This is a genomic window from Paraburkholderia sp. RL18-085-BIA-A (assembly GCF_046027075.1).
GTDB lineage: Bacteria > Pseudomonadota > Gammaproteobacteria > Burkholderiales > Burkholderiaceae > Paraburkholderia.
In genome coordinates, this window is sequence record NZ_JARESU010000015.1 from 24,537 (window position 1) to 48,665 (window position 24,129).

The following is a 24,129-nucleotide window of genomic DNA, read 5'->3' on the forward strand; positions in this document are numbered from 1 at the left end:
CAAATTCCCGGGGGCACGTGTGAAAGAGGCTCGTAGTCGACTGACGGGGCGTCATGTCGATGCCGAAGATGCCAACGACGGCCAGCATCTATATCTTTGCCCCGAGTGTGACGCACCCGTCTCGCTGAGGGCCGGGCGGTCGAAGCAGGCGTATTTCGCTCATATGCCGGGTAGCAGTGGCAAGTATTGTGGGCTATATGTCGAAGCCTTAGGCTTTGCTAACGGTTCGCTTGCGGTAGATTCGCATGACCTCGACCGCGTGCGAGAACTGAGGCTTGGTATTCGATTAGCCGATGGTTTGTACCCGCGTGGCTGGGGCTTAGAGTTATCGATTCCCACGGCTGAATTCGCGGGCAGCGAAATCACAGTAGACGTGGGCGGCCGGACGCTCACAATCGACTGTAAAGCAACCGGCGGAGACGTCTTTCGTCACACTGTCGCAGAGCCTCAAAGCGACAACTATCGGATATTGACCGTCGTCCCGCAGCGTTCGTCTTTGCAGAGCCGTCCGGCCTTCACATGCCCGGGGCTCTATAGAGACCGAGCGACCGTATTTGGCGAAATCGGTCGTCCGAACGCGAGGATTATTCCACGTGTCTCCGAACTGAAACTTGGCCGCACGTACGTTTTCGTTTGGCCAAGCGTTCTAAATGCACTTTTCCCCGAACAGCTAGAGCGCCAAGCTTTAAAAGCAAGGGCCGAATGGTCAGCGGCCATCGTCACACTGTCATCCCCGCTGGCCGACGATTCTCAAGCTTGGCTGCAAGCGTTCACGGGTCTGTCGCTAATCACGTCTGCAACCGAAATAATGCCGGTGTGGCCGCCCTATGTGCGAAAAGTCACCGCAGGGTCCGTGGAGGCGCCCGAAAACATCGACGTAATTGTCCACGGTGGGCAATACACGCCGGGCGGCGTCCACACAGTGCGCGGCATGTTTGCAAGGGGCCGCATGCATCCAATCGCTGCTGACGCAACCGGCGTGACCGACGCATTCTTCCGCCTTGCGCCGGAAAAGGAGCCGCTTGTCGAGCTGACGTGTCCCGAAACGACCCGAGTTCAACTCACAATCGATTTCACGCTTCAAGCCTTGCAAAAAGATGACGCGGTTGAGCTTACCGCGACCGACGCTGGTGGCGCCGAGCTCGTCGTAGCACTGCACGACGAACTCGCTGGTACATTGCTTTCTCGCATACGAAGCGGCGAGCTTAAGTTTTCTCACCTCGCCCTACCACCGAACGTCAAAGGAACGCTTTACACCGGGGCCGATGGAATTTGGGATGCGTGCCTTTCTCTTCATGCTTCGGGTTTTAGGGCGAAAGCCGGTAGCAGCTTAAAGGCATTACCACCGGGCACTGCAGAGGAACTGAAAAAACTCATATGCAATAGAACTTGCGATGTTTTATTGGACTTCGGAGCATTCGGTCGGGCAAAAACCTGCGACCGTGTTTCACAGGGTGATGCCGCATTGGGTATCTCGCCAGAGCTACGAAACAGGCTTCTTGCATTTCTATTTCAAATACAACGCCGTTCTCCAGCAACGGTGAGGGCATCGAAAATGACCGAGGCAGAGATATTGGCGGCCTTTTCAAGCGCTAGGCCCAGAGGCTTAGGTGACGCAACCTGGCGTACCCTAAGCCACGCAATCAAAGAGCTACGCGCAAAGCATTGAAAAGGCTGCAAGTCGGAGACCATATGAACAGCAGTTTTTCATTCGAATCAAAGAAGAGAATAGCAGACATGGGCATGGCAGCAGTATCGGCGTTTTTAGAAGAAACGCCCATTGCTGCTCGACGAAAAGTCTACTCTGCCCTTCCCACAATAGATGGATTCCGGAAAAATACGGACAGGGAATTTAAAAAAAAGAGTGAGCGCTTCGTGGCAGCGCTCACTCACGCTCCCGACCCGAAGTCCCGAGCTTCGTCAAAGGAATGGGAGGCATTTGGGGCGATATGGTGCGCGTGGGGGCAGGACACCTTTCTTGACGCTTTCCCCTCAACGCTCGTTGACTACGGAGCGGCTGGCGAGGAAGGCGCGCTGTCATTTCTTCAGGAGCTAGTCGACCGCGCGGCAGATGGTTGCTCGAGGGAGGACGTAGAAAAACTCGTTCAGTTCAGCGGTTTCGCCATCACCAGCGGCGTATCCGCCTTTATCGCCGCGTTGCCGACAAGAGCGACATTGGAACGCGACCGCGCTCTCTCAAGGTTGCCGGCCGACGTCAAGGCGCTCCAGCAAAGCGTTGGCGAGTTGGAACGGACCGCCAGTGACTTTGGCCGCCAACTCCGTCTGGTTAACTCCGAAGCGTCCAACGCTGCGAACACGGCGAAAGTCGCCTCAGAAGCGAGTGCCGAGACGAGTCGCAAACTCAGCGAGATGGACCGCCGCGCGCCAGTTGTGACATCTGCCGACATGGAGAAGCTGGCGGGTCAACTCGCCACTCAAGCGGAGCAGCTAGAGCGAAGACTGGAACAGAAGCTCAAGGCGACACAGACGTCAAAGGAGTCCGTCCACCACGACGTTGATATGCTGCAAAAGGCCTTAAAGAAACTGACTGCCGACCTTGCCGAGATGCGGACATCTCTCAAGGTAGCGGAAGAGAGCTATCAGCGGGCCGTGGATGAATCGAAATTCCAGCTTGAACTCATATCTGAACAAAAAATTGAGGCGACCACTCACCGAGAAATCGGGAATGGGAAGGCGATTGCTGGGCCCGTGAAATGGATGAACCCGGAGATACCTTCGAAGCCAGAAAAGCTCGCCGATGCGAGTGATATCTTCCAGTTTGCAAAAGCCAACTTTCTTGCGATTGGCATAAGACAAACCGACGCCGACAGTGTTGCGCGAACTATAGTCGCCGGAGTATTGTCCGGACATATGGTGCAGTTCCGTGGGTCCCTCGCAGAGTTCATAGCTATCGCTTCTGCTCACTGCCTAGGTGGTCAACGTCTACTCTCCTGGCAAGTTCCGCTGGGACTTTACGACGGTTCCGACGCCGATGGTCTCCTCGAACTCCTCGGTGACTCGTCCCAGCATTACCCAGGCGTGTTGCTGCGTGGAGTCAATCGGTCCGCGTTTGAGATTTACGGAAGCGCCATTCGAGACCTGGTTTTACAGAGTCAATTCGTACGTTCGGGCCGGCTACCACTACGGTCGGCAATGTTCGCGACTTGGGTTGATGGGCCTGCAACGTTGCCGGGCAGCACGGCGCTTCTGGAGTTGGGTCCGGTAATCGACGCCGATGAGCTAATGTGGAGTCACGCCTCCGATTGGACCGCGATGCGCTGTGGCGAAATTTCGTTTCTGCAGGATGAAATTCACGAACTCGTTGACAGCTCTAAAGAACAAGTCGGTGAGGTGTCCAATGTGGTCAACGCGCTAAAGTTGCCTCGCAATCGACTATGGCAGTTTTCATTTTCCAAATATCTGGGAGTGCTCTTTGCCCTTCCCGGTTCGGATTACAAGCGAGACTTGGCAACCGCTCTGGCACACTGGGTTGTTCCTTGGGCACATGTTAATGGACTCTCCCGAGAGAAAGTCGAGCATGCGATTGGAGAGTTTGCCTCAGAGCAGCTTCAGATTGTCTCCGTAAAAAATGCATTGAGCGAGTTGGCTGGAGAAGCCATAGCATGAGGCTAGAAACAATCTCGCGTGGTCACGTTCTGGATACGCTCGAGAAGGAATTTGGCTTTAAGAACGTTGGCGAGACAACCAGAGTTGCAGCAATAAGCGAGCACATACGCGCGGCCCTCTGCTTGGGATGTCGCCCTGACGGTGCGGTGAATTCCGAACCGGTAGCAACGGCGACCATTACGCGCGCGGTTCTTCAACGACTCTCCCCAATTTGGCCGGACCTTAGCAACCATGGTGAGCAGTCGCGCTCGCCGATTGTCGACGCAATTGAAGCGCTCGCGAAACTAGGCGAGCTCACAAAGGTTGATTCGTACCACTGGCTCCCCGCGCCTTCCCGGGTCGTCGCCATAGACGCGGAAACCGAACTTCTCATAAGTCCTACACCACTTTCAACTCTACCGTTAAAACTGCGCAAGGCTACACAAATCGTAGGGCGCTGTCGGCTCGTCGATACGAAACTTCGTCCTGCCGTCTCAGCGCTACGCGTGCAAGGGCTGGCCGACTGGCTGGGTTCGCCCGCTGACGACGTTAAAGTTTGGTCAAAGGCGTTCGTAGAACGCAGCGCATCCACGATGTCTTCCGTTCATGACCTTCAGGGGGCGGAGATATTTGACGCAGGAAGATGGAAGCCTTGTGGCGTTTTGACCGATGTGGCTGGTATCCAGCTTTACCGACGGACAGTTTTAGGGTTGCCTACACGCGAGTATGGGCTATGTCGCATTAAACGAGCGACTGTTGGCGGGAGCGAAATCTATGCGGCGACCATCATTCCACGGCAGGATGCGCGTCGAGTTCAAGCGGCGCTCGCGGCAAAGATTGAAAGAAGCCGACGCGTTAGGTATCGGAGCGAAGGAGCCACCATCACCTTGTTTTTACCTCGCCCGTTTCCAGAACCTGAAAACGGCTTCTTAGGACTAGGTTGGCGCTCTGCTGAACAATCTGCAGCGGATTGGCCAAGGCGGTACACGTTTTCCGCGAGATTGCTGCCGCTACTCGAGCGAGCAGTCGGGCTGTTAGGACACGAATTAATCGAACACACAGGCGGGGTATAAGAGATGCTTGAAGATGAAAACACTCAGCGTTACGGCGTGCACGATACCGTCTCCGGCCTGCACGACGGTTTGCGCCGGTATATCGAGGCCCAATATCACATTAAAGACGAAGGGCTGCTAGCGGAGCGGCATGCGCTGTTGAAAGAGGCCGGCGTAATCGCGCAGAAGGCGTTCGTAGAGGCGACGCCAGTTTACGAATTCGGCGAACCATATAGCAAGTTGCGAATACCTCTGCGTGCACAAGAGGTTTTGACGCAAATCGCTGCCGTGCGCGACGATAGTGGCTTATACCCCGAACCGTATCGACATCAAGCTGACGCGCTAGAGGCGTTCCTCGGCGACGGCCGGGAGGAACTGGTGGTCGCAACAGGTACGGGTTCTGGAAAGACAGAAAGCTTCCTGATGCCTATTGTTGCATCCCTCGCTCTTGAAAGCGCTGAAAGCGCGTCGAGTCGCTCTCTTCCCGGCTGCCGAGCAATATTGCTGTACCCGATGAATGCGCTTGTAAATGACCAGCTTGCGCGCATACGCCGTCTCCTAGGCAATACGCGTGTGAATAAGTTGGTTAGCGAAGGACGTGGACGGCCGGTTCGGTTTGGGAGCTACACCGGTCGTACGCCGTATCCCGGACCACGGAAGAGCAGCCGTGACCGGACCCGCATAGCTCCTCTCTTCGACGATTTCTACAACAGAGTCGAGACGAAACCTGAGCTAAAGCAGCAGCTACAGCGCCTTGGACGGTGGCCTAGCAAGGACCTGCTCGGCTTTTACAATGCCGGCGCCAGCCAGACAAAAACGTATGCAACGGGCAAAAAGGCCGGTCAGGAATACAACGCGTCAAACTGGAAGTATCGACTGGTGACACAACCGGGCGACCGGGAGTTGATGACACGTCATGAAATGCAGGCTCAATGCCCGGATATTCTGGTTACCAACTACTCGATGCTCGAGTACATGTTGATGCGCCCGATTGAGCGCAAAATCTTCGAACAGACGTCGGCGTGGCTTGCCTCAGATGTCCGTAATGAGCTCATCCTCGTTCTCGACGAAGCACACATGTATCGTGGCGCAGGGGGAGCCGAAGTAGCGCTACTGATTCGACGGCTAGTTGCGCGACTAGGAATACCTCGCGCACGGGTGCGTTGCATATTGACCAGTGCAAGTCTTGGCGACGGGCCGGACGCGGTTCGCGACGCCGAGCAGTTCGCCATTGACCTCACCGGTTCCTCAGATACGCCGAAAAGTCGCTTTCGAGTAGTAACCGGCACGAAGGAAAAAAGACCAGCAGGGCGTTCTACGACTGCGTCCGAAGTAGCCGCCTTTTCTTCGCTAGCAGTTGATACGCTAAGCAACCTGGATGGCGGTGCAACAGAAGCGGGTATCCAAATCCGTCAGCTTGCCGAGCAACTAAGTTGGCCGGCACCTCCCGAAGATACGGGTGAGGTACGTGACTACCTTTTCACGCATCTGTCGGACTTCGGTCCGGTCAACCTCCTTATTAACCAAGTGAGTGGTCGGGCTACGGCGCTAGAAACGTTGACGCAGTTGCTAGCGCCGGACGCTCCGTTGGAAGATTCCCAAAAAGTACTTGACAGCTTGCTGTCGCTTTGTTCGCAGGCACGCAGGGCGAAGGACGGTCGAGTATTGCTTCCGACCCGACTGCATCTCTTCCATCGCGGCCTACCAGGTTTGTACGCTTGCGCCGACCCGAATTGCTCCGAGCGAAGGGCTCGTACAGATGCGGACCCGGTCCTAGGTCGTTTTCATACCAAACCGCTTCTTTCGTGCTCGTGCAGCAGCAAAGCACGCGTCTATGATTTTTACACTCATAGAGACTGTGGCGCGGCGTTCATCACTGGTTGGGTGGACGAGAAATGCAACTTTGTTTGGCACGAGCCCGACATCGGGCTTTCGCGCAATCAGAGCAGAAAACTCTATCCGATTGAAATGATGGTCGAGCCGAAGGCTCACACATCAAGTCGCCATTGCGACGCTTGGCTCCACTTCGAGACTGGACTGCTGGCACGCAGCCGACCAGTGGACTTGACCGGTTACCGGCACGTTCGTATTCCGGACAAAGACGTCAATGTCGAAGGGGAGCTGAGGTTTGATAATTGTCCGGTCTGTTGCAAGCGTACCCGCTTGACGAAGACCGACCCGTCAAAGATTATGGACCACATCACGAAAGGTGAGGCACCGTTTGCCACGCTGGTTCGTGCGCAAATGTTCCACCAGCCCGCCAGTCGCGAGGAGGACCATGTCCATCCGAATGCGGGCCGCAAAGTGCTTGTGTTCTCAGACGGACGACAAAAGGCTGCGCGTCTTGCGAGGGACATGCCTCGGGATATGGAACTCGATTTGTTCCGCCAGGCTATTGCCGTGGCGACGAAAATGCTCGGGCAGATAAGTCGGGAAAGCAAACCCACTAAAACGATACTTTATCTTGCATTCCTCGCTGCTCTTTCAAAGAGCAACGTGTCTATGTTCGACGGTGTCGACGCGGTTACGCTAGACCAACATCTCGAAAGCTTCAAACATAACTTTGATGCGGACCTGTCGATAGCGCTAACGGAAAACTATCAACCTGGCGACCCGCCCTGGCGTTACAGGCTCGCGCTCTTAAAGCTTCTGTGCAGCAGCTACTATTCGCTCAACGGCACGACTGTTGGGTTCGTCGAGCCAACCAAGCACGCACTGAATAAGGTGCGAACGACGTTGAGCGAGCAAGGCGTTTCACTATCGGTAGACCAGACGCAGGCTTTAGCTGTCGCTTGGGTTGATGGGTTGCTTGGAGAATTTGCGTTCGATATGGAATTTCCACCGGCGCTGCGCGAGCAAGCCTATGGCTTCTGGCGGCAAAACTGGGGGAGTAAAGGACAGTTTCGACAACAATTCCGAAAGGCGCTAACTACAGGACTCGGGTTCGGGGAAGCTGGCGTCAAAAAACTCGAACAGGCGATGTCGTCTCATTTGGCGGTCGGAACTGATGGATTATTCCTCAACCCCAATATGCTGAAGGTGAGCGTCGATTTGTCCCGCAAGTGGGTACAGTGCGCTGACTGTACCAGCCTGATGCCCTTTGACCTCGACGGCGCGTGTTTGGCTTGCGGGAGTCGAGACACACAATCGCTCGACCCTGCGACTGACCCTTACATGCGGGCTCGTAAGTCGTTTTGGCGACAGCCTGTGTCAGTGGCGCTCGAGCCGAACGCGACTCTGCGCAATATGTCAGTAGAAGAGCACACGGCACAATTGTCAGGCCGTGACTACCGTAACGTGCATTCGACTACTGAACTTCACGAACTTCGATTCCAGGACATCCTATTGAACGACGGCGACCGACCGGTTGACGTGCTGAGCTGCACTACAACCATGGAAGTTGGTATTGACATCGGTTCTCTTGTCGCAGTTGCGCTCCGCAACGTCCCTCCGCAGCGAGAGAATTACCAACAGCGAGCTGGCCGGGCTGGCCGTCGCGGGTCGTCTGTCTCGTCTGTGGTTGCCTTCTCGCAAAATGGGCCACACGATAGTTTCTACTTCCATAACGCCGCGCAAATGGTTAGTGGCCCACCACGAGCTCCGGAATTAAAAATTGACAATCCGAAGATTGCAATACGGCATGTACACGCCTTTCTGATGCAGACCTTTTTTCAGGACACGTCGGCGCATGGAGCTTGGGATGGGTCCGGCACTGCGATGCTACAGAAAGCACTTGGAAGAACAGTGGATTTCTTCGCTGGAACCGCAGACGGCCCAAATCTTTCATCGTTCACCGAATGGCTTGAAGAGCACGTCCTTGCGTCTCCGCACCATCTCGCAAAACATATCGCTGCCTGGCTACCTCCCGGCTTGAACATAGAGGGAAATGGTCTCTTGGCATGGGTACTCAAGGTTTCCGCAGCGTACTTAGAAACGTTGAGAGAGCTTGAGGTATTAGTCCGGGCCGACCTCGTATCGGCGACGGTCGACGGAGGCGACGACGAAGGCGAAGGGGGCGACGAGGAAGAGGATGATGAAGAAGAAAACTACCAAACGCTTGAACATGAAGATTTGCTGGAATTTCTGTTCTTCCACCAGTTGCTGCCCACCTATGCTTTCCCAACTAGCCTATGTAGTTTCTTGGTCGAAGAGTGGAAGCGAAATTCGAAGGGACGTTGGGAAATAAAACTGGAGCAGCAGCCTCAACAATCAACCGGCCAAGCACTCAGCGAGTACGCGCCAGGCCGACTTGTGGTCATTAACAAAAAGACTTATAGGTCGGGAGGCGTCTTCTCCAGTGCTCCTTCGGCCGAAGGTAATCGTGCGGAGAAGCTATTCGAGCCGGAAAACGCCAAATCGCTTGTGATTTGCGACGCGTGCTCGTTCGTTCAAGACCCGTATGGCGGCGGGAAGCCGCTCGCCGCATGTCCGGTCTGCGCGAACGATTTGCGAAAGCAGTTGATGATTCAGCCTGAAGTATTCGGTCCTGAAAAAGCTAGGCCTCTGGCGGAGGAAGACCGGGAGCAAGACATCACCTTTGCAACGATGGCGCAATACCCACAACCGACAGACAGCGAGACGTTTGACTTCCGCATCAGCGGAACGTATCTCCGGTATGCCCATGCGACGAACAAGCGCTTGTTGACGCTCAACAAGGGGCAAACTCGCGATGGCGAGGCACAGGGATTTTCCATCTGCAATAAATGCGGTTGCGCTGAAGTATTCGATAAACCAAAGTCCGGAAAGCACATACGTCCATATCTTCTCCCGAGCTCAGCCGCGAACAATACGTGCGACGGCGAGTTCGTCCAGACATTCTTAGGCTATGACTTCAGGACAGATTTGCTGCTGCTGCGCCTTCAGGTCAAAGCGCCGTTGGTTACTGACATCGGAAATCCGTTGGTCGTGCGCGTCCTCGAAAGCGCAGCACACAGCTTGGCCGAAGCACTCCGACTGGCGGCCAGCCGGCATAGACAACTTGACCTTGACCCTACGGAGTTCGGCGCAGGGCATCGGATTCTTCCCGTCGACGCAGAAGGAAATGTCTCACTCGACGTATACCTCTATGACACATTGTCGGGCGGCGCTGGTTATGCGGAACTCGCCGCAAAGTACTTCGACGAAATTGCGCGAGAGACGCTCGCTCTTCTTGAGGGTTGCACCTGCGACACATCCTGCACGGAGTGCCTTGACCACTTTCATAATCAACATTTGAAGGGCCAACTCGACCGCCGATTGGCAGCATCATTGCTGCGTTATGGAGTCGACGGCGCGTTGCCGAAGAGTGAGACACCGGAAGCCCAGGGTGTGCTCTTGCACGCACTCGCCAGCAGTCTGCGGCTGGATGCAATCACATGTAGTTTCGCGGAGACAGAGAACGGTCAGGCAACTCCTTTGACGGCAACATTGGGCGCGAAGAAACTGTTGATTAACGTCTTTCCAAGCCTCTTGGCTTCCTCGGATGTCGCTTTGGAATGCAAGCCTGGTGACTCCACCTACCAGTTGACGGAATTGACGCTGCGCAGTGACCTGCCTGCTGTGCACGCGGAAATTCGTAGTAGGTTGCGAGCTTAGGTAGGCACGGATAGTTGGGCTTCTCGTGAATTCGGAAGCCCGACTGTTTGGCTTCCATTGGATACGAAATTGCAACCGCCTTAGTCCAGTTGTGCAATTTAGCGCCATGTTTCAAACGCAGAGCCGCCGCCAAGCGGAAACTCTCAAATCCCTGTAAGGGCCGGAACCGCTGGCAACCCAATTGCGACAAAGTATCCGGCCAGAACAGCGGACTTTAGCAGACGGCCAAAGGCTTGGAGGAAGAACGCCGCGCCCCCGAAAAAGATAGGCCCTCAAAGGGCTGGGCGTCTTTGTGCTGGCCCGGCTAACGGCAAATCGACACGTCGTTCGCAAATCTTTTTACTGTTGCCCTGGAGTTCGGTCGGGCGGTAAAGGCGAAGCGCTGAACTGTAAGACGAAGAGGTTAGCGGCAGGGCCCCCCTGCCTGCAAGGTGCCAGTCTGGCACCGAAAATCTGGCTACACAGCTGGGGTTAACAAGGGGGCTTCATTGGGGTGCAGCGCAATCAGTTGGTAAAAGTGTTTCCGGCGTTATGCAACAGGGGTTTCGCGCGGCGCGTACCCCCCTCAGAAAACGCTATCTTTTCTATGGTGGAAAACACTTTCATTATTGGCGAACACTTCAACCCTCACTCCACCGTCACCGACTTCGCCAGATTTCACGTCGAGGCAATATCGGCGGATTGAAAGACGTCGCGACCATCTGCTGCTCGGCCATCGCTCTGGATGCTCGGCAACACGCCGGTCCGCGTACCTGTGGTCAAAGACGCGAAGGTCATCGAGTGCGAGCCCGACCTGCGGATGCGTTTTCCGACCGTAAGCTGACGTCCGGGCGCTAGAAAAACTGCCTACATTGCAAAGCGACGTTGCTCGCAGCAATACCTTCCAGACGTTTGCTGCTATTCCTGTCTACACCTCGCTGAACAAGGGGATGCACGGGGAAGGATGACGTGTAGACACGAAGAACCGGCGAAACGTAGACAGGACTAACCTATGTCCGCACAACGCAGCGTTCTCCAGCATGGTGAGCACGACGATGGGAAGGTCGGGGAAATTGCGGCGCAAATAGCCGATCAGTTGCAGTCCGTCGCCGTATTGACCGCCGGGCATTGCCAGATCCGTGACGAGCACGTCGCAAGCGGCGGTTTGCAGCATCTTGACCAGTTCGGTTGACTGCCGCGCGCGTCCGACGACCTGCAGACCGGGAAATTTGAGCAGTGCGTGTTCCGCGCCGAACAGGATGACCGGATGGTCGTCGGCGACCACGACCCTGAGTGGATCTTGCATCGCTCTCCTCTCGATTGATGAGCCACTCTCCACAACTTCTACCATGTCTTTCTATGCTGGGTATTGAAACGAATGGGAAACGCGGGCCGGGGTCGCGCGGGCAATTCCTCTGACTATAGCCGATTTCCCATCCGCAAATCCTCGGGCATGGCAACAATGATGCATCGCACAGCTAATGTTAGACTTGGTCCAACCTTGGGGCTCAATTAAGGACAATAACCATCGCGAGGACAACCGCCTCGCGCCCTGACAGGAGAACCGGCACATGCGCTCGCGTTGCCTGGTCGTTTCGCTTGCTTTACTGTCGTGCCGCAAGCCGTTGTTCACCTGCGCGATGCTCGCTCTTGCACTATTCACAGCGCATAGTCCGCGCGCATTTGCAGAAGGCACGTTCACGCTGACCAGCGCCAGTTTCCATGCGGGCGGCAGCGTGGATAACGCGCAAGTTTTCAATCAGGACGACTGCAAAGGCGGCAATCGCTCGCCGCAATTGACGTGGCGCGACGCGCCGGCCGGCACGCGCAGCTTCGCCATCACCATGTTCGATCAGGATGCGCCCGGACGCGGCTGGTGGCATTGGGCGGTCGCCGGCATTCCGGCGAAGGTCGACAGCTTGCCGGACAACGCGAGCGCCTCCGGCTTCCTCACGAAACTCGGCGCGGTGCAGGCGCGCAACGACTTCGACACCGACGGCTACGGCGGCCCGTGTCCGCCGCCGGGCAAACCGCATCGCTATGTCATCACCGTGTATGCGCTCGGCACCGCTGACCTGCGCCTCGCACAAGGGCGTCCGGCGCTGATGTTCGATCACGAGATCGGCACCGCCGCGCTCGGCAGCGCGAAGATGGTGGTCAATTACGGGCGGTAGCTTCGGCCGCCGAGCCGACTGAGCGACACACATCGGCGTGGCGTGCGGCTTGCACCGCATTGCGGTCCGCGCGGAATTTCTGTCATCCGCACCCGCTCATGTGCGGCGAAGCGCTGTGCGCGATGCGAGTCGGTGCGGCGCCGGTGCACATGCGCACCATTGCCGTGCTCAACCCATTCTGATTCACGTCTGCAGGAGCAGTTTCATGTCGAAGATCGTCATCGTTTATCACAGCGGCTATGGTCACACGAAGAAAGTCGCCGAAGCCGTAGTCGCCGGTATCCTCGAAGCCGGCGCCGAGGCGCGGCTCATGCCGGTCGGCGACATCGACGACGCGGGCTGGGCCGAGCTGGCCGCCGCCGACGCGATCGTCTTCGGCGCGCCGACATACATGGGTGGCCCATCGGCCGACTTCAAGAAATTTGCCGACGCGAGTTCGAAGCCGTGGTTCGGCCAGGCGTGGAAAGACAAGATCGCGGCCGGCTTCACCAACTCGGCGACCATGAACGGCGACAAGTTCTCGACGATCCAGTACTTCGTCACGCTGGCGATGCAGCACAGCATGGTCTGGGCGGGCACCGGCATGATGCCGTCGAATACCAAGGCCGCGACCCGCAACGATCTGAACTATGTGGGCGGCTTCACGGGGCTGCTCACGCAGTCGCCGGCCGACGCGTCGCCGGAAGAAGCGCCGCCTGCGGGCGATCTGGAAACCGCGCGGATGTTCGGCGCGCGTGTCGCGGGCGTCACGGCGCAGTGGATTGCCGGGCGGAGATAGCGCGTGGTTTCGTTGCTGCGCTCTGTCGCGAATCTGGCCGCATCAGCTTGCATCTCCCCCGCAACAGGTCACGCCACTGTCATTTTCAGCGCGCATCGTCATTTTTTCGCCCCGTTTCGCACGCCTTCGGCTATGAGGTCTTAAAATAGCGTTCCGGCGCGGCGTCGCGCCCCCGTCTTTTGCAAGCGAGTGAGATCGAGATGAGCACGAAAGTTTTTGTCGACGGACAGGAAGGCACGACCGGCCTGAAGATTTTTGAATACCTGTCGCAACGCGCCGACGTGGAGATCCTGCGTATCGAAGAAACGAAGCGCAAAGACCTCGAAGAGCGCCGCCGTCTCATCAATGCGTCAGACGTCACGTTCCTGTGCCTGCCGGATGTCGCTTCGCGCGAATCCGCTTCGCTTGTCGACAACGATCACACCGTGCTGATCGACGCGAGCACCGCGTTCCGCACTTCCGCCGACTGGGCCTACGGTCTGCCCGAACTGGCGCGCCCGCAACGCGAGCGTCTGCGCACGGCCAAACGCATCGCCGTGCCGGGCTGCCACGCGTCGGCCTTCGTGCTCGCCATGCGTCCGCTCGTCGAAGCCGGCGTGGTGGCGACGGACTTCGCCGCACACGCTTATTCGATCACCGGCTACAGCGGCGGCGGCAAGAAGATGATTGCCGACTACGAAGCCGGCGGCAACGACAAGCTCAAGAGTCCGCGTCCTTATGCGCTTGGCCTCACGCACAAGCATCTGCCGGAAATGGCCGCGCACACGGGTCTGACCTCGGCGCCGGTGTTCACGCCGATCGTCGGCGACTTCTACAAGGGCCTCGCGGTCACCACGTTCTTCTCTCCGAAACAGCTGGCGAAGAAGGCAACGCCGCAAGACGTGCGGGCGCTGTTCGCTGAGTACTACGCGGGCGAAGCGTTCGTGCGCGTCGCGCCGTTCGATGCCGAAGCCAATCTGGACAGCGGCTTCTTCGACGTGCAGGCGAACAACGACACCAACCGGGTCGACCTGTTCGTGTTCGGAAACGAAGAGCGCTTCGTGACCGTCGCGCGTCTGGACAACCTGGGCAAGGGCGCATCGGGCGCGGCGATCCAGTGCATGAACCTCGCGATCGGCGCGGAAGAAGAAAGCGGCTTGAAACGCTAAGCCGCTTTAGACAGTGACGGCAATTCGCCGTCACTCCACGAAAAAGCCGGTCTTTATAGACCGGCTTTTTTGTTTTTAAATCTCACCATTTAAATTCGCTCGTTGATTAAATCAGCATTAGCCCGCATTTTTTAAAAAAATGTAATCGTTACGTAGATTCATTTCCGGTAATTAATTCCAGAAATCAAAATACTGAGCATAGTTTTTCGCTTAGGGAAATTCCTGATTTTTTCGCGAACGGTCGCTCGAAAATCATAGAGCCATTTTGCCATAACGCTTACCCATCAGGGGCGTGAGGCAATGCAACAGTATCACCTTTCCCGGCGAAATTTCCTTTTTTGTTTAAAATGGCTGCAAGCGCCCGCACAGTGCGTGCGAGCCAAAATTCGCGCTGTTTGAATTAGTTTTTTTAGATGGCTTATTCAATTGACAGCCATTAAACACGAAGCGAAATTATCTCGCGCCATTACACAAAGGGAGTCGGCAGCATGTCGCACGCCATTACTCGAGGCTTGGCAATGACCATTGCCACCGCGCCATTTCTAATCGCTTGCGGCGGCGGCAAAGCCGACAATCCCAGTACGATCAATGCGCCCGCAATGCTCCGGCGCGAGCTGCGGCGTGCAAGGTCCGCCCGCCACGGGCACCACGGCCGCCCTGTGTCCCGCGAGCGCCGACATCGTCAAGAGCTCCTTCCTGGGTGGCGCGGGCAGCGGCGAAATCGTGCAGTTGAACATCGACGCGACAGCGATGACGTACACGCTGAAGTGGCTCGAATCGCCAATTCCGCTGACCAGCGCGAGCGTCTCGCTGACCCGCAAGGGCACGCAAATCACCAGCGCGGTGATTCACCCGCCCACCGGCATGCTACCGACCGCCGAGCAGACCCGCTGCGCGTTCATCCTCGGCGCGGGCACCGGCACCGCTTCGGACGGCACGACCTACACGACGCCCGACTTCGTCCAGAACTCGAATCCGCCGCTGATCCTCGTCGGCCAGGGTGTCGCCGGCGGCGGCATTCCCGGCGCGACCGTCGAATACGCGGGCATCACGCTGCTGCCGGGCGTCACACTCGGCGCAGTCAACAAGCGGCATTTCGACTTCTATCCGTTCCTCGGTTTCGCGAGCACGACCTCGGACCTCTCCAAGCTGCCCGGCACCTATAACGGCTTGCTGTATCACCTGTCGCCGACGGCGAACTACGAAACCGTCGCCACCAGTTCGGTCGAAACGTTCGATGCCAGCGGCAACTGCACATCGCCCAGCTCCACGGGCTGCCTGAGCACCGGCACCGCGCTGACGCTCAACAGTAACGGCTATTTCGACAGCAGCAATCCGCCGCAGATCGTCCCAAGTGGCGGCAACCCGGCGCCGCTGCGCACCGGCAATTTCGGCACGGCTCACATGATCCTCGGCCAGATCAACGGCGCGACGGTCCCGCTGGTGGTGCGCACCGGCTACGTCGACACGAGAAGCCTGCTGGCCGCCAAGGTCGACGACGAATCCGGCATCGCGATGCTCGCAGCGGCCACGCCGCTCGCCGCGGGCGGCTACGTCGGCGCGGATTCGAACTTCAAGTACACCGCGACCTTGATTCAAGGCACGGTCGGCACCGTCATCAACCCGTCCACCTCGGCGGCGGAAAGCAACTTTGGTCTGGGCTACGGACTGCCCAGCCCCGGCCTCGTCGGCGTGCAGGACACCAACGGCAAAACTGGCCTCGCGATCGCATCGGCCGGCCTCTACGCGGCGGTGATCCAGGGCACGGAAAACGGCGGCATCACGTCCACCTCGGCCAACGCGGATACGTCGAGCGCGCCGTACTTCGGCATCGGCCCGCAGATCAGCAGGTAACGCAAATCGACCACGCGCATCGATTCAGCACTTCGCGGGACGCGACATAAGCCAAGCAAAAGATGGCCGACAGGGAGCCGGCCACACACAACGAAAAAATTCTGGAGGCGGTATGAATTGGAGAATCCTTTCGGTGCTCGCTCTTGCTGCACCGTTGCTGGGGGCGTGCGGTGGCAGTGGTGGCAGTGGTGGCGGTGGCGGCGGTGACGGACCGGTGACGGAAGTCCGTTTGTGTCCTGCGTCGCTCGACTACGGCACCGTGTTCACGGGCGGTGGCGGCGACGGCGAACTGGTCAAGCTTCAGCTCGATACCACGAAGATGACGTGGCAGATCAATTACATCGAGTCGCCGATTCCGGAGACCACCGGCACCGTCGTACCGACCCGCGCCGGCCAGACCGCAAGCGGCACCTTGACTCAGGAAACCCTGCTGCCGACCAACAAGCTCAACCAGTGTGCGTTCCGCCTGAATGGCGCGAGTCTCGATCCGAATCGTCCGGCGCGGATTTTCATCGGCGAAGGCGTGGCGGGCGGCACGATTCCCGGCGCGGAAATTTCGTTCGGCGGGATTCTCGGCGTAGGCGCGGTGCCGGATACAACGTTTCCGTACTACCCGTTCATCGGCTTCTCGTCGATTGAAACGAATCTCGCGAACGTGGCCGGCACCTACAACCAGCTCGGCTATCACCAGGTTCCGTCGCAAAACTTCGCGCCGGTCGCGGTCGATTCGAAGATCACGATCAACGCGGACGGCACGTGGACAGAGTGCGACAACTCCGGCATCAACGCGGGCACCTGCCAGCAGCCTGGCGGCAACTTTGCGCAGGCCGCCGACGGCAACGGTGCGTTCCAGACCAACAACTTCCAGGGCCAGGCGAAGCCGACGCTTGCGGCCACGCCGGAAGCTCGCGGCTACATGATCGTCGGCAAGCTGAAGAACCAGTTGGTGCCGATCCTCGTGCGCACGGGCGCGGCGAACTCGTCGGTGACCGCGCCGCAAAACGGCGCGCTCGGCCCCTACGCCGACGACGAATCGGGCATCTCGATCCTGTCCCCGCAAAGCTCGCTCGCGGTGAACACGCAGAACGGCGAGTACATCGGCGTGGATAGCCAGTTCGACTATCGCACCACCGCGCTCGAGGGCACCGAGGCCACGCTGCTGGATCCGTTCAACGCGTCGCAGGCATCGCTTGCGACTGCGCTGAATCTGGACTTCACGCAAGCGGTGCCGGGCGTCGTGACGACCACGCGCGTGGGCGCATCGATCGGCAACACGCCGACCGGAAAGATGATCTTCACAGGCGGCGTGGTCGGCTACCTCGATCTGACCAACGCGGCCTCACCGTACTTCACGATCGGCGCCTTCGTCCAGTAACGGCGGAGCATGCGCCGCCCATCCGCAACGAGGCGTTCGCGTCCCGGCTGTCGCACGAGAAACGCAGCGGCAGCCGGCGCCCCACGAATAGCCGGCGCACTGGCCGGGCCGAGCGCCCGCCGCCGCTCGTCACGTATTCACGTGTGATGGGCCGCGCGAGCGCCTGAGGAGAAACAACATGAAGAAAATCCGTCTCGCGATCCTGGCCACGGTTCTGTCAGCCAGTGCGCACGCCCAGCATGCGGGCGACAACGTCGTCGCGCTCGGCTGGTTCCATGTGATGCCGCAGGACTCGAGCACGCCCCTTACCACCTACGTCGCGCCGACGCCGATCAACACGCCGCTGCGCCTGCCGAGTTCGTTCACGTCGGCCGGCACGGGCCTGTCGACCAATAGCGCCGATACGGTCGGCCTCGTCTTCAGCCACTACCTCACCGATCACATCGCGGTGACGACGGTGGCGGGCGTGCCGCCGGTCTTCGAGATTTACGGACACGGCACGATCAAGCCGCCGGGACCGGCGGGCGCGCTCGGCCAGCAGGATCTGGGCGATCCGCAGGCCAATCCGATCGTGAAGAGCGTGCGCCAGTGGAGCCCGGCGCTGCTGTTCCAGTACTTCTTCAACGCGCCGACCGCGAAGTTCAGGCCGTTCGTCGGTATCGGCGTGTCGTACAACTGGTTCTCCGACGTCCAGCTCAGCGATAACTTCGTCAAGTCGACGCAGAACAACCTCGGCGCGGTGCTGGCCGCCGGCGCGGGCAAGCCGGGGCAGACGCAGGTGTCGGCGAAAGCGTCGTCGTCTTGGGCGCCGGTGTTCAATGCGGGGCTCGCGTACAACATCACCGATCACTGGGGTCTCGTGGCATCGGTCACGTACATTCCGCTGAAGACGACATCGTCGATCATCATCAAGGCGGCGGACGGCACGGAGCTGGGGGTGTCGAAAGCGGACCTGAAGGCTGATCCGATCATTCCTTCCTGGCCGTCTCGTATAAGTTCTGAGTTACCCGCCTGGACGGCAAAGCCGACGACCTGCCGCACGGGGCTGCCGGCTTTGGTTTTCCGAATGGGCGCTGAAGGTCGCCCATGCCGCACAATTCGGGGCAAAAAAAAGCCCGCCTATGTGGGCGGGCTGAATCCATATCAGAGGAGACATGGAGGAGACAAGACGTACTATAGCAAATAGTTTGGTGCGTCGCAACATACAAATAAGGGTTGACCCTCACTGTTACTTTCGAGCAACAGTGGCATTAAAACCTCGTGTCTCCCCACTAGCGGCGTGTTTCGGCCCTTTTGCAGGCTATTCGCCTAGTGGCGCACCAGCGCCATCATCGCGCCGAAACCGACGAACACACTGCCCGTCAGACGATTGAACATCCGCGCCACGCTGCGGCTCTTCAACCGGGCACCGATGCGCGTGCCGAAACCCGCGTACACCAGATACCAGCTGACCTCGATCGCCGCGAAGGTGGCGACGAGCACGCCGAACTGCGGCAGCTTGGGTAGCGCGGCATTGATGAATTGGGGCAGCAACGCGGCCGCGAACAGAATCGCCTTGGGGTTGCTGCCGGCCACCAGAAATCCGTTGCGAAACAACGCGAAGCGCGAACGCTCGGGCATGGCGGCGAGATCGTCGACGGTGCTGGCGGATGTTTCATCAGCCGGCGCACGCCACGCCTTGATGCCCAGGTAGACGAGGTAAGCGGCGCCGATCATGCGCAGCGCGTCGAACATGGCCGGCCACGCCGCGAGGAACACGCCGAGACCCGCAGCCGACACAGCCAGCATCAGCACCAGCGCCGACAGGCACCCTGCCATTGTCGCGCTGGCGCGGCGCAAGCCGTGCTGGGCGCCGTGGGTCATCACGAGCAGCATGTTCGGACCGGGAATCGCGGACACGACGAAGACGGTGGCGACGAATAGCCACCAGGTGTGCAGAGTCATTGGGATCGAAACGGGTTAGGATCGGGCGGCTATTATGCCCGGCCTTGTGGGTTCGCGGCGGGGTGCTGTGGCCGAGTGCGGCGGTTGCGTCGCGGTAGGCTCTGGGAGCGAGGGGCGCGCGGGATTCGCCGGGTTGGCCGGGTTGGCCGGGTTGGCCGGGTTGGCCGGGTTGGCCGGGTTGGCCGGATTGGCCGGGTTGGCGCGTGAGGAGCGTGGAACCGCGTCAACAAACGGCAACCGCTCAGCAGTCCCGGCCCGCCGTGAGCCGTGAGCCGTGAGCCGTGAGCCGTGAGCCGTGAGCCGTAAGCCGTAAGCCGTAAGCCGTGAGCCGTGAGCCGTGAGCCGCCAATCAGCCTATCAGCCTATCAGCGTCCGCTCCGAACTCGACCCTGCCCCCGCCCACATCCGCTACCGCCCAGCCCGCCGTGCAGCCACCTGCCCCAGCACCGCGAAATCCTTCTCGCCGTCGCCGTGCGCCACCGCTTCGATCAAACTGTCGCGCACTACGCTGGCGATCGGCATCGGGGTCGTCACCGCATCGGCTGCGGCCAGCGCGAGGCGCAGATCCTTCAGTCCGAGACGCGCCTTGAACAGTGCCGGCTCGTAGCGCTGCTCCGCGATCATCTTGCCGTAGCCCGAATAGACCGGCCCCGTGAACAGCCCGCTCGTGATGACGTCGAGAAAATCCTGCATCGCGAGACCATGCCCCGTGACCAGCGAAGCCGCTTCGCCGAGCGTCTCGACGGCGGCGCCCAGCATGAAATTCGCGGCGAGCTTCATCACGTTTGCCTGCTGCGGCAGCGAGCCGATGCGCCAGGTTTTCTGGCCGATCACGTCGAAAATCGGCTGAACCCGGTCGATCGACTCAGCCGGGCCGCCCGCCACGATCGTCAGCTTGCCCGCGGCCGCCACGTCGGGGCGCCCCAACACCGGCGCGGCGACGTAGTGGACACCGCGCGACGCGTGCGCGGTCGCCAGTTCTTCGGCCAGCGCCACAGAGATCGTCGCCATGTTCACGTGGATCAGCCCGCGCGGGGCGTGCTCCAGCAGCGACGCGGTGATGACCTCGCGCAGTGCGCTATCGTCGGCCAGCATCGAGAACACTGCGTCGCCCGCAAACGCTTCGGCCGGCGTGCCGACGACCCGCGCGCCGAGTTCGGCGAGCGGCTGCGCCCGTTCCGGCGAGCGGTTCCACACCCGCACCTGATGCCCGGCTTTCAAAATGTTTGCAACCATCGCGGCGCCCATCTCGCCGAGACCGATAAAACCGATGTCCATCTGTCGCTCCGTCTTCTAAAGAACTCGCAGTAAAGCACACCCATGCGACATGTGCAGGACAGCGCGCAACAAAACACAGTGCGATACTGCTGCGATGGTCACCGCGACATTCCGCTTCTACGAGGAACTGAACGATTTTCTCGCCCGGCCACTGCGCCGGCGGGCGTTCAGTTACGCCTGCGCGGCCGACGCCACCGCCAAGCACATGATCGAGGCGCTCGGCGTGCCGCATACCGAGGTCGAGCTGATTCTGGTGAACGGCGAGTCGGTCGGCTTCGATCATCCGTTGGCGGACGGCGATCGCGTCGCCGTTTATCCGAAGTTTGAAGCGCTCGACATTCAGCCGCTATTGCGCGTGCGTGAGCGGCCGCTGCGCGTGGTGCGTTTCATCGCCGATGCGCATCTTGGCGGACTTGCGCCGCTGCTGCGGCTGGCCGGCTTCGATACGCTTTACGACAATCACTTCCCTGACGCCGATATCGAAGCGCTCGCCGCCGCGCAGCAGCGCATCGTGCTGACACGCGATCGCGAACTGTTGAAACGCCGCAGCATCACGCATGGCTGCTACGTGCGTACGCTCCGGCCACGCGAGCAATTGCGCGAAGTATTCGAACGGCTGGATCTGGCGGGCAGCGCGCAGCCGTTCCGTCTATGTCTGATGTGCAATGCGCCGCTGCGGCGTATCGACAAGGAAGAAGTCGGCACCCGCGCGCCGGATGGCGTGCTCGAACGTCACAACCAGTTCGTCACCTGCGACGTGTGCCGGCGCGTGTTCTGGGAAGGCACGCATTGGCAACGCATGCGCGCGCTGATGGACAGCGTGGCAGCCGCGTCGGACCGCTCCGGCTGAGCGGCGCCCGCCGCTCGGATTGCCGCTAGCGCGACGCGTACAATGCGGGATTATCTATCTGGCAAAGGCCTTCCGTATGACGATGAAAAAAACCGACCTTGAAAAGAACAAGGCACTCAAGCTGAACAACGCGCTGAAACAGGTCACTGCGGATCGCTTCGGCAAAGCCGCGGCCGCCGAGCCGAAGCTCGATCGTCGCGAACAGCGCAAGCTCGATCAGGCGCAAGGCCTCGTCGCCTTCGCGTGCAAGCTGAACATCGAACTGGTCGAAGAATTGAAAACACGCGCCGCCTCGCATCCCGAAGGCATGACCGGACTGCTGAACGAAGTGATCAAGCGTGGCCTCGCCGGCTGATCCGCGCGCCGCAAAAAACCGCCGTTCCACGCAAAAAGGCCAGAGCATCAGCTCTGGCCTTTTTGCTGGCAACGCCTTGTTCCGCTCCCGCGCCGCCCTGGCAGACTTGCGGCGAATGGCGACGAAGGGGAGTGGCTCGCCCGACGACTCGGGCGTCTGCTTAGTTTTGCGTGCCCTTGTCGTTCGTGCCGGCGGCCGAAGCTGCTGCCGAAACCGGAGCGCGCTTGCCGTGCGTCTTCAGTTCCTTGGTGTGGTGCTTCTTCGGTGCGCTAGCTGCTGCGGCGGCCGGCGCTGCAGCGCCCGATGCCTGTGCGAAAGCTTGAACGGAGACCAGCGCGATCGATGCGGCTGCGAGCGAGACAATAACTTTTTTCATGTGTTGTTCCCCAAACCTGGACGACTGAGTCAATGTGAATGAATAAGCTGCACGGTAAAGCAGGCAGGGCTTCAGGCGCCTTCCCGCTCCCCGCGGGAGAGTATTACCCAGCGTAGGCGGTTTGTCATGCGCAAAACTCGATATGTATTTTCCGGGAGACAACTGCCTTTCGTCACGCTTTCAATCATTAAGCATCCCGTACTAGGTACATTCCCTAGGATGGCATTAGACGAGATTGCGCAACAGGCTGGCGGTTTCCAGCAAGGTGGGCAACACCCGCTGTAACGCGGCGCTCGCCGATTCCTGGCCGACCGGCATGCTGACGCTGATGGCCGCCACCACCGAACCATGCCGGTCGCGCAACGGCACAGCGACGCCGCGAACGCCCAGTTCGAGTTGCTGGTCGGTGACCACGTAGCCGTTGCGGCGGATTTCGCCGAGCACTTCGCGCAGCCGTTCGACCGTCGAATAGGTATGCGGCGTGAACACCGTTTGTCGTCCATTGCGTCTATCTGAAAGCCTGCGGGCCCGGCGAGTTGGGGGCGTGGTCCGTGCGTTGCGTCTGCGTGATGAATGCATGGCCGTTGCGCGACTATCGCGCGAAACGCCTGATCTGCGACGAACGTCCATTGGATTGCCCGCATCCAGCGCGATGCATAGCGCCGCGATTCGCAGCGTGGTTGTGCCGACGGTGGTCGGCCGCCCGCGTATCATGTTGCGATCCCAAACCGGCGGCCGAGCGCGCTCGAAACAGATCCGCCTCGTGTAGCACGCAGCATCATCGCGTCGCGCTGTTGGAAGCGCCTCGCGCAAGCCATCGACCCAGAAAAATTCAAAGCCTTTGAATCCCGATACCCGCCAACACCTGCGCGCCAATCTGCTGATGCTGATTGCCGCGATCATCTGGGGCTCCGCATTCGTCGCGCAACGTTTGAGTCTCGCCACGATCGGACCGTTTCTGTTCACCGGCCTGCGCTTCCTGCTCGGCGCACTCGTCGTACTGACGATGATCGTCTGCGTGCGCCCCTCCGCGCTCGCCGAACTGACGAAGCGCGAACCCGGCGGAGCACGTGAACTGCTTGGTGCCGGCGCGCTGCTCGGTATGGTGCTGGCCGTATCGATCTCGCTGCAGCAGATCGGCTTGCAATACACGAAAGTCGCCAATGCCGGGTTCATCAGTTCCCTATACGTGGTCATCGTGCCGCTGCTCGGCGTGCTGTTCAGGCATCGCACGGGACTCGCCACGTGGCTCGGCGCATCGCTCGCGGCCGTAGGCATGTATTTTCTGAGCGTCGACGAACACTTTTCGATGCTGTACGGCGACTGGTATCAGTTCGCCGGCGCACTCGTGATTTCCGTGCAGATGATGCTGGTCGGGCGCTTCGCATTGCGCCACGACACGCTGATGCTGGCTCTCGTGCAATTCGTGACGTGCGGGGTCGCGTGCCTCGTCGTGGGGCTCGTGATCGAACCCGTCAGTCTCGCCGTGCTGACGCGCGCCGCACCGACGATTTTGTACGGCGGGGCGCTGTCTGTCGGCGTCGCCTATACGATTCAGGTGGTCGCGCAAAGATACGCGGCGCCGTCGCATGCGGCGGTGATCTTCAGTATGGAAGGCGTGTTCGCCGCGCTCGCGGGGTTGCTGGTGCTCGACGAAACGCTGACCGCGCGCTCGCTGTTCGGATGCGCGCTGATGCTGGCGGGTTTGATTGTGTGTCAGGTGATGCCGGGCTGGCGACGCGGACGCGACCGCGTGTCCCGCGTGTCGTAATTCCGTAGGCCATCG

At 59.5% G+C, this 24,129-nt stretch carries 14 protein-coding genes and 4 pseudogenes; 13 read left to right on the forward strand and 5 right to left on the reverse strand.

Going from position 1 to position 24,129, the window contains the following annotated elements; translation table 11 throughout:
• The first annotated feature begins 19 nt into the window (after nucleotides 1-19).
• Genes P0D89_RS13195 through P0D89_RS13205 form a run of 4 tightly spaced genes read left to right on the forward strand, consistent with a single transcriptional unit; the run spans nucleotide 20 to nucleotide 10,232 of the window.
• Nucleotides 20-1,669 (forward strand): competence protein CoiA family protein, encoded by a 1,650-nt coding sequence (locus P0D89_RS13195; protein WP_408376770.1) that lies wholly within the window; start codon nucleotides 20-22, stop codon nucleotides 1,667-1,669.
• Between the two features lie 23 nt (nucleotides 1,670-1,692).
• Nucleotides 1,693-3,627 carry a hypothetical protein gene (locus P0D89_RS13200; protein ID WP_408376772.1) on the forward strand — a complete coding sequence of 645 codons (1,935 nt, stop codon included), beginning with the start codon at nucleotides 1,693-1,695 and terminating at the stop codon, nucleotides 3,625-3,627.
• Nucleotides 3,624-4,679 carry a Druantia-type antiviral defence protein DruD gene (gene druD / locus P0D89_RS54795; RefSeq protein ID WP_494478573.1) on the forward strand — a complete coding sequence of 352 codons (1,056 nt, stop codon included), beginning with the start codon at nucleotides 3,624-3,626 and terminating at the stop codon, nucleotides 4,677-4,679. Before P0D89_RS13200 ends, druD begins: the two co-directional genes overlap by 4 nt.
• 3 nt (nucleotides 4,680-4,682) lie before the next feature.
• Nucleotides 4,683-10,232, forward strand: a complete 5,550-nt coding sequence (locus P0D89_RS13205; protein ID WP_408376774.1) for a DEAD/DEAH box helicase family protein — start codon at nucleotides 4,683-4,685, stop codon at nucleotides 10,230-10,232.
• Between the two features lie 1,000 nt (nucleotides 10,233-11,232).
• Here the strand turns inward: P0D89_RS13205 and P0D89_RS13210 are convergent.
• A pseudogene (locus P0D89_RS13210) lies at nucleotides 11,233-11,517 on the reverse strand (response regulator); the annotation flags it as partial.
• 265 nt (nucleotides 11,518-11,782) lie between these two features.
• Here P0D89_RS13210 and P0D89_RS13215 point away from each other — a divergent pair.
• The 6 genes and pseudogenes from P0D89_RS13215 (at nucleotide 11,783) to P0D89_RS13240 (ending at nucleotide 18,542) form a co-directional block, all read left to right on the forward strand.
• Entirely contained in the window at nucleotides 11,783-12,385 is a 603-nt protein-coding gene (locus P0D89_RS13215) for a YbhB/YbcL family Raf kinase inhibitor-like protein (RefSeq protein ID WP_408361019.1), read from the forward strand.
• Between the two features lie 205 nt (nucleotides 12,386-12,590).
• Complete coding sequence (locus P0D89_RS13220; protein ID WP_408361021.1) at nucleotides 12,591-13,163, forward strand: flavodoxin family protein; 573 nt, start codon at nucleotides 12,591-12,593, stop codon at nucleotides 13,161-13,163.
• A 200-nt stretch (nucleotides 13,164-13,363) separates the two neighbouring features.
• Nucleotides 13,364-14,311 carry an N-acetyl-gamma-glutamyl-phosphate reductase gene (gene argC, locus P0D89_RS13225; protein WP_408361023.1) on the forward strand — a complete coding sequence of 316 codons (948 nt, stop codon included), beginning with the start codon at nucleotides 13,364-13,366 and terminating at the stop codon, nucleotides 14,309-14,311.
• Between the two features lie 488 nt (nucleotides 14,312-14,799).
• A pseudogene (locus P0D89_RS13230) lies at nucleotides 14,800-16,165 on the forward strand (DUF2957 domain-containing protein).
• A gap of 112 nt (nucleotides 16,166-16,277) precedes the next feature.
• A complete protein-coding gene (locus tag P0D89_RS13235; protein WP_408376775.1) occupies nucleotides 16,278-17,540 on the forward strand; it encodes a DUF2957 domain-containing protein in 1,263 nt (420 codons plus the stop codon).
• Nucleotides 17,541-17,718: 178 nt separating this feature from the next.
• Nucleotides 17,719-18,542, forward strand: a pseudogene (locus tag P0D89_RS13240) (OmpW/AlkL family protein).
• A 306-nt stretch (nucleotides 18,543-18,848) separates the two neighbouring features.
• Here the strand turns inward: P0D89_RS13240 and P0D89_RS13245 are convergent.
• A complete protein-coding gene (locus P0D89_RS13245; protein ID WP_408361027.1) occupies nucleotides 18,849-19,484 on the reverse strand; it encodes a LysE family translocator in 636 nt (211 codons plus the stop codon).
• A 408-nt stretch (nucleotides 19,485-19,892) separates the two neighbouring features.
• Nucleotides 19,893-20,762, reverse strand: coding sequence for an NAD(P)-dependent oxidoreductase (locus P0D89_RS13250; RefSeq protein ID WP_408361029.1), 870 nt, complete (start codon nucleotides 20,760-20,762; stop codon nucleotides 19,893-19,895).
• Between the two features lie 94 nt (nucleotides 20,763-20,856).
• Between P0D89_RS13250 and P0D89_RS13255 the strand changes: the two genes are divergently transcribed.
• Together P0D89_RS13255 and P0D89_RS13260 are read left to right on the forward strand one after the other, a co-directional pair.
• Complete coding sequence (locus P0D89_RS13255; protein WP_408361031.1) at nucleotides 20,857-21,612, forward strand: Mut7-C RNAse domain-containing protein; 756 nt, start codon at nucleotides 20,857-20,859, stop codon at nucleotides 21,610-21,612.
• 76 nt (nucleotides 21,613-21,688) lie between these two features.
• Complete coding sequence (locus P0D89_RS13260; protein ID WP_408361033.1) at nucleotides 21,689-21,967, forward strand: hypothetical protein; 279 nt, start codon at nucleotides 21,689-21,691, stop codon at nucleotides 21,965-21,967.
• Nucleotides 21,968-22,127: 160 nt separating this feature from the next.
• On the opposite strand, the gene P0D89_RS13265 is transcribed toward P0D89_RS13260, so the two are convergent.
• Together P0D89_RS13265 and P0D89_RS13270 are read right to left on the reverse strand one after the other, a co-directional pair.
• Nucleotides 22,128-22,343, reverse strand: coding sequence for a hypothetical protein (locus P0D89_RS13265; protein ID WP_408240542.1), 216 nt, complete (start codon nucleotides 22,341-22,343; stop codon nucleotides 22,128-22,130).
• A gap of 225 nt (nucleotides 22,344-22,568) precedes the next feature.
• Nucleotides 22,569-22,832: pseudogene (locus P0D89_RS13270) on the reverse strand (IclR family transcriptional regulator domain-containing protein); the annotation flags it as partial.
• A gap of 352 nt (nucleotides 22,833-23,184) precedes the next feature.
• On the opposite strand from P0D89_RS13270, the gene P0D89_RS13275 reads away from it, so the two are divergent.
• Entirely contained in the window at nucleotides 23,185-24,114 is a 930-nt protein-coding gene (locus P0D89_RS13275) for a DMT family transporter (RefSeq protein ID WP_408361035.1), read from the forward strand.
• The last annotated feature ends 15 nt before the right edge of the window (nucleotides 24,115-24,129 follow it).

Coding starts and splice junctions, on each gene's coding strand:
- P0D89_RS13200 (WP_408376772.1), top strand. CDS start 1,693: ATGAACAGCAGTTTTTCATTCGAATCAAAGAAGAGAATAGCAGACATG.
- druD (WP_494478573.1), top strand. CDS start 3,624: ATGAGGCTAGAAACAATCTCGCGTGGTCACGTTCTGGATACGCTCGAG.
- P0D89_RS13205 (WP_408376774.1), top strand. CDS start 4,683: ATGCTTGAAGATGAAAACACTCAGCGTTACGGCGTGCACGATACCGTC.
- P0D89_RS13215 (WP_408361019.1), top strand. CDS start 11,783: ATGCGCTCGCGTTGCCTGGTCGTTTCGCTTGCTTTACTGTCGTGCCGC.
- P0D89_RS13220 (WP_408361021.1), top strand. CDS start 12,591: ATGTCGAAGATCGTCATCGTTTATCACAGCGGCTATGGTCACACGAAG.
- argC (WP_408361023.1), top strand. CDS start 13,364: ATGAGCACGAAAGTTTTTGTCGACGGACAGGAAGGCACGACCGGCCTG.
- P0D89_RS13235 (WP_408376775.1), top strand. CDS start 16,278: ATGAATTGGAGAATCCTTTCGGTGCTCGCTCTTGCTGCACCGTTGCTG.
- P0D89_RS13245 (WP_408361027.1), bottom strand. CDS start 19,484: ATGACTCTGCACACCTGGTGGCTATTCGTCGCCACCGTCTTCGTCGTG.
- P0D89_RS13250 (WP_408361029.1), bottom strand. CDS start 20,762: ATGGACATCGGTTTTATCGGTCTCGGCGAGATGGGCGCCGCGATGGTT.
- P0D89_RS13255 (WP_408361031.1), top strand. CDS start 20,857: ATGGTCACCGCGACATTCCGCTTCTACGAGGAACTGAACGATTTTCTC.
- P0D89_RS13260 (WP_408361033.1), top strand. CDS start 21,689: ATGACGATGAAAAAAACCGACCTTGAAAAGAACAAGGCACTCAAGCTG.
- P0D89_RS13265 (WP_408240542.1), bottom strand. CDS start 22,343: ATGAAAAAAGTTATTGTCTCGCTCGCAGCCGCATCGATCGCGCTGGTC.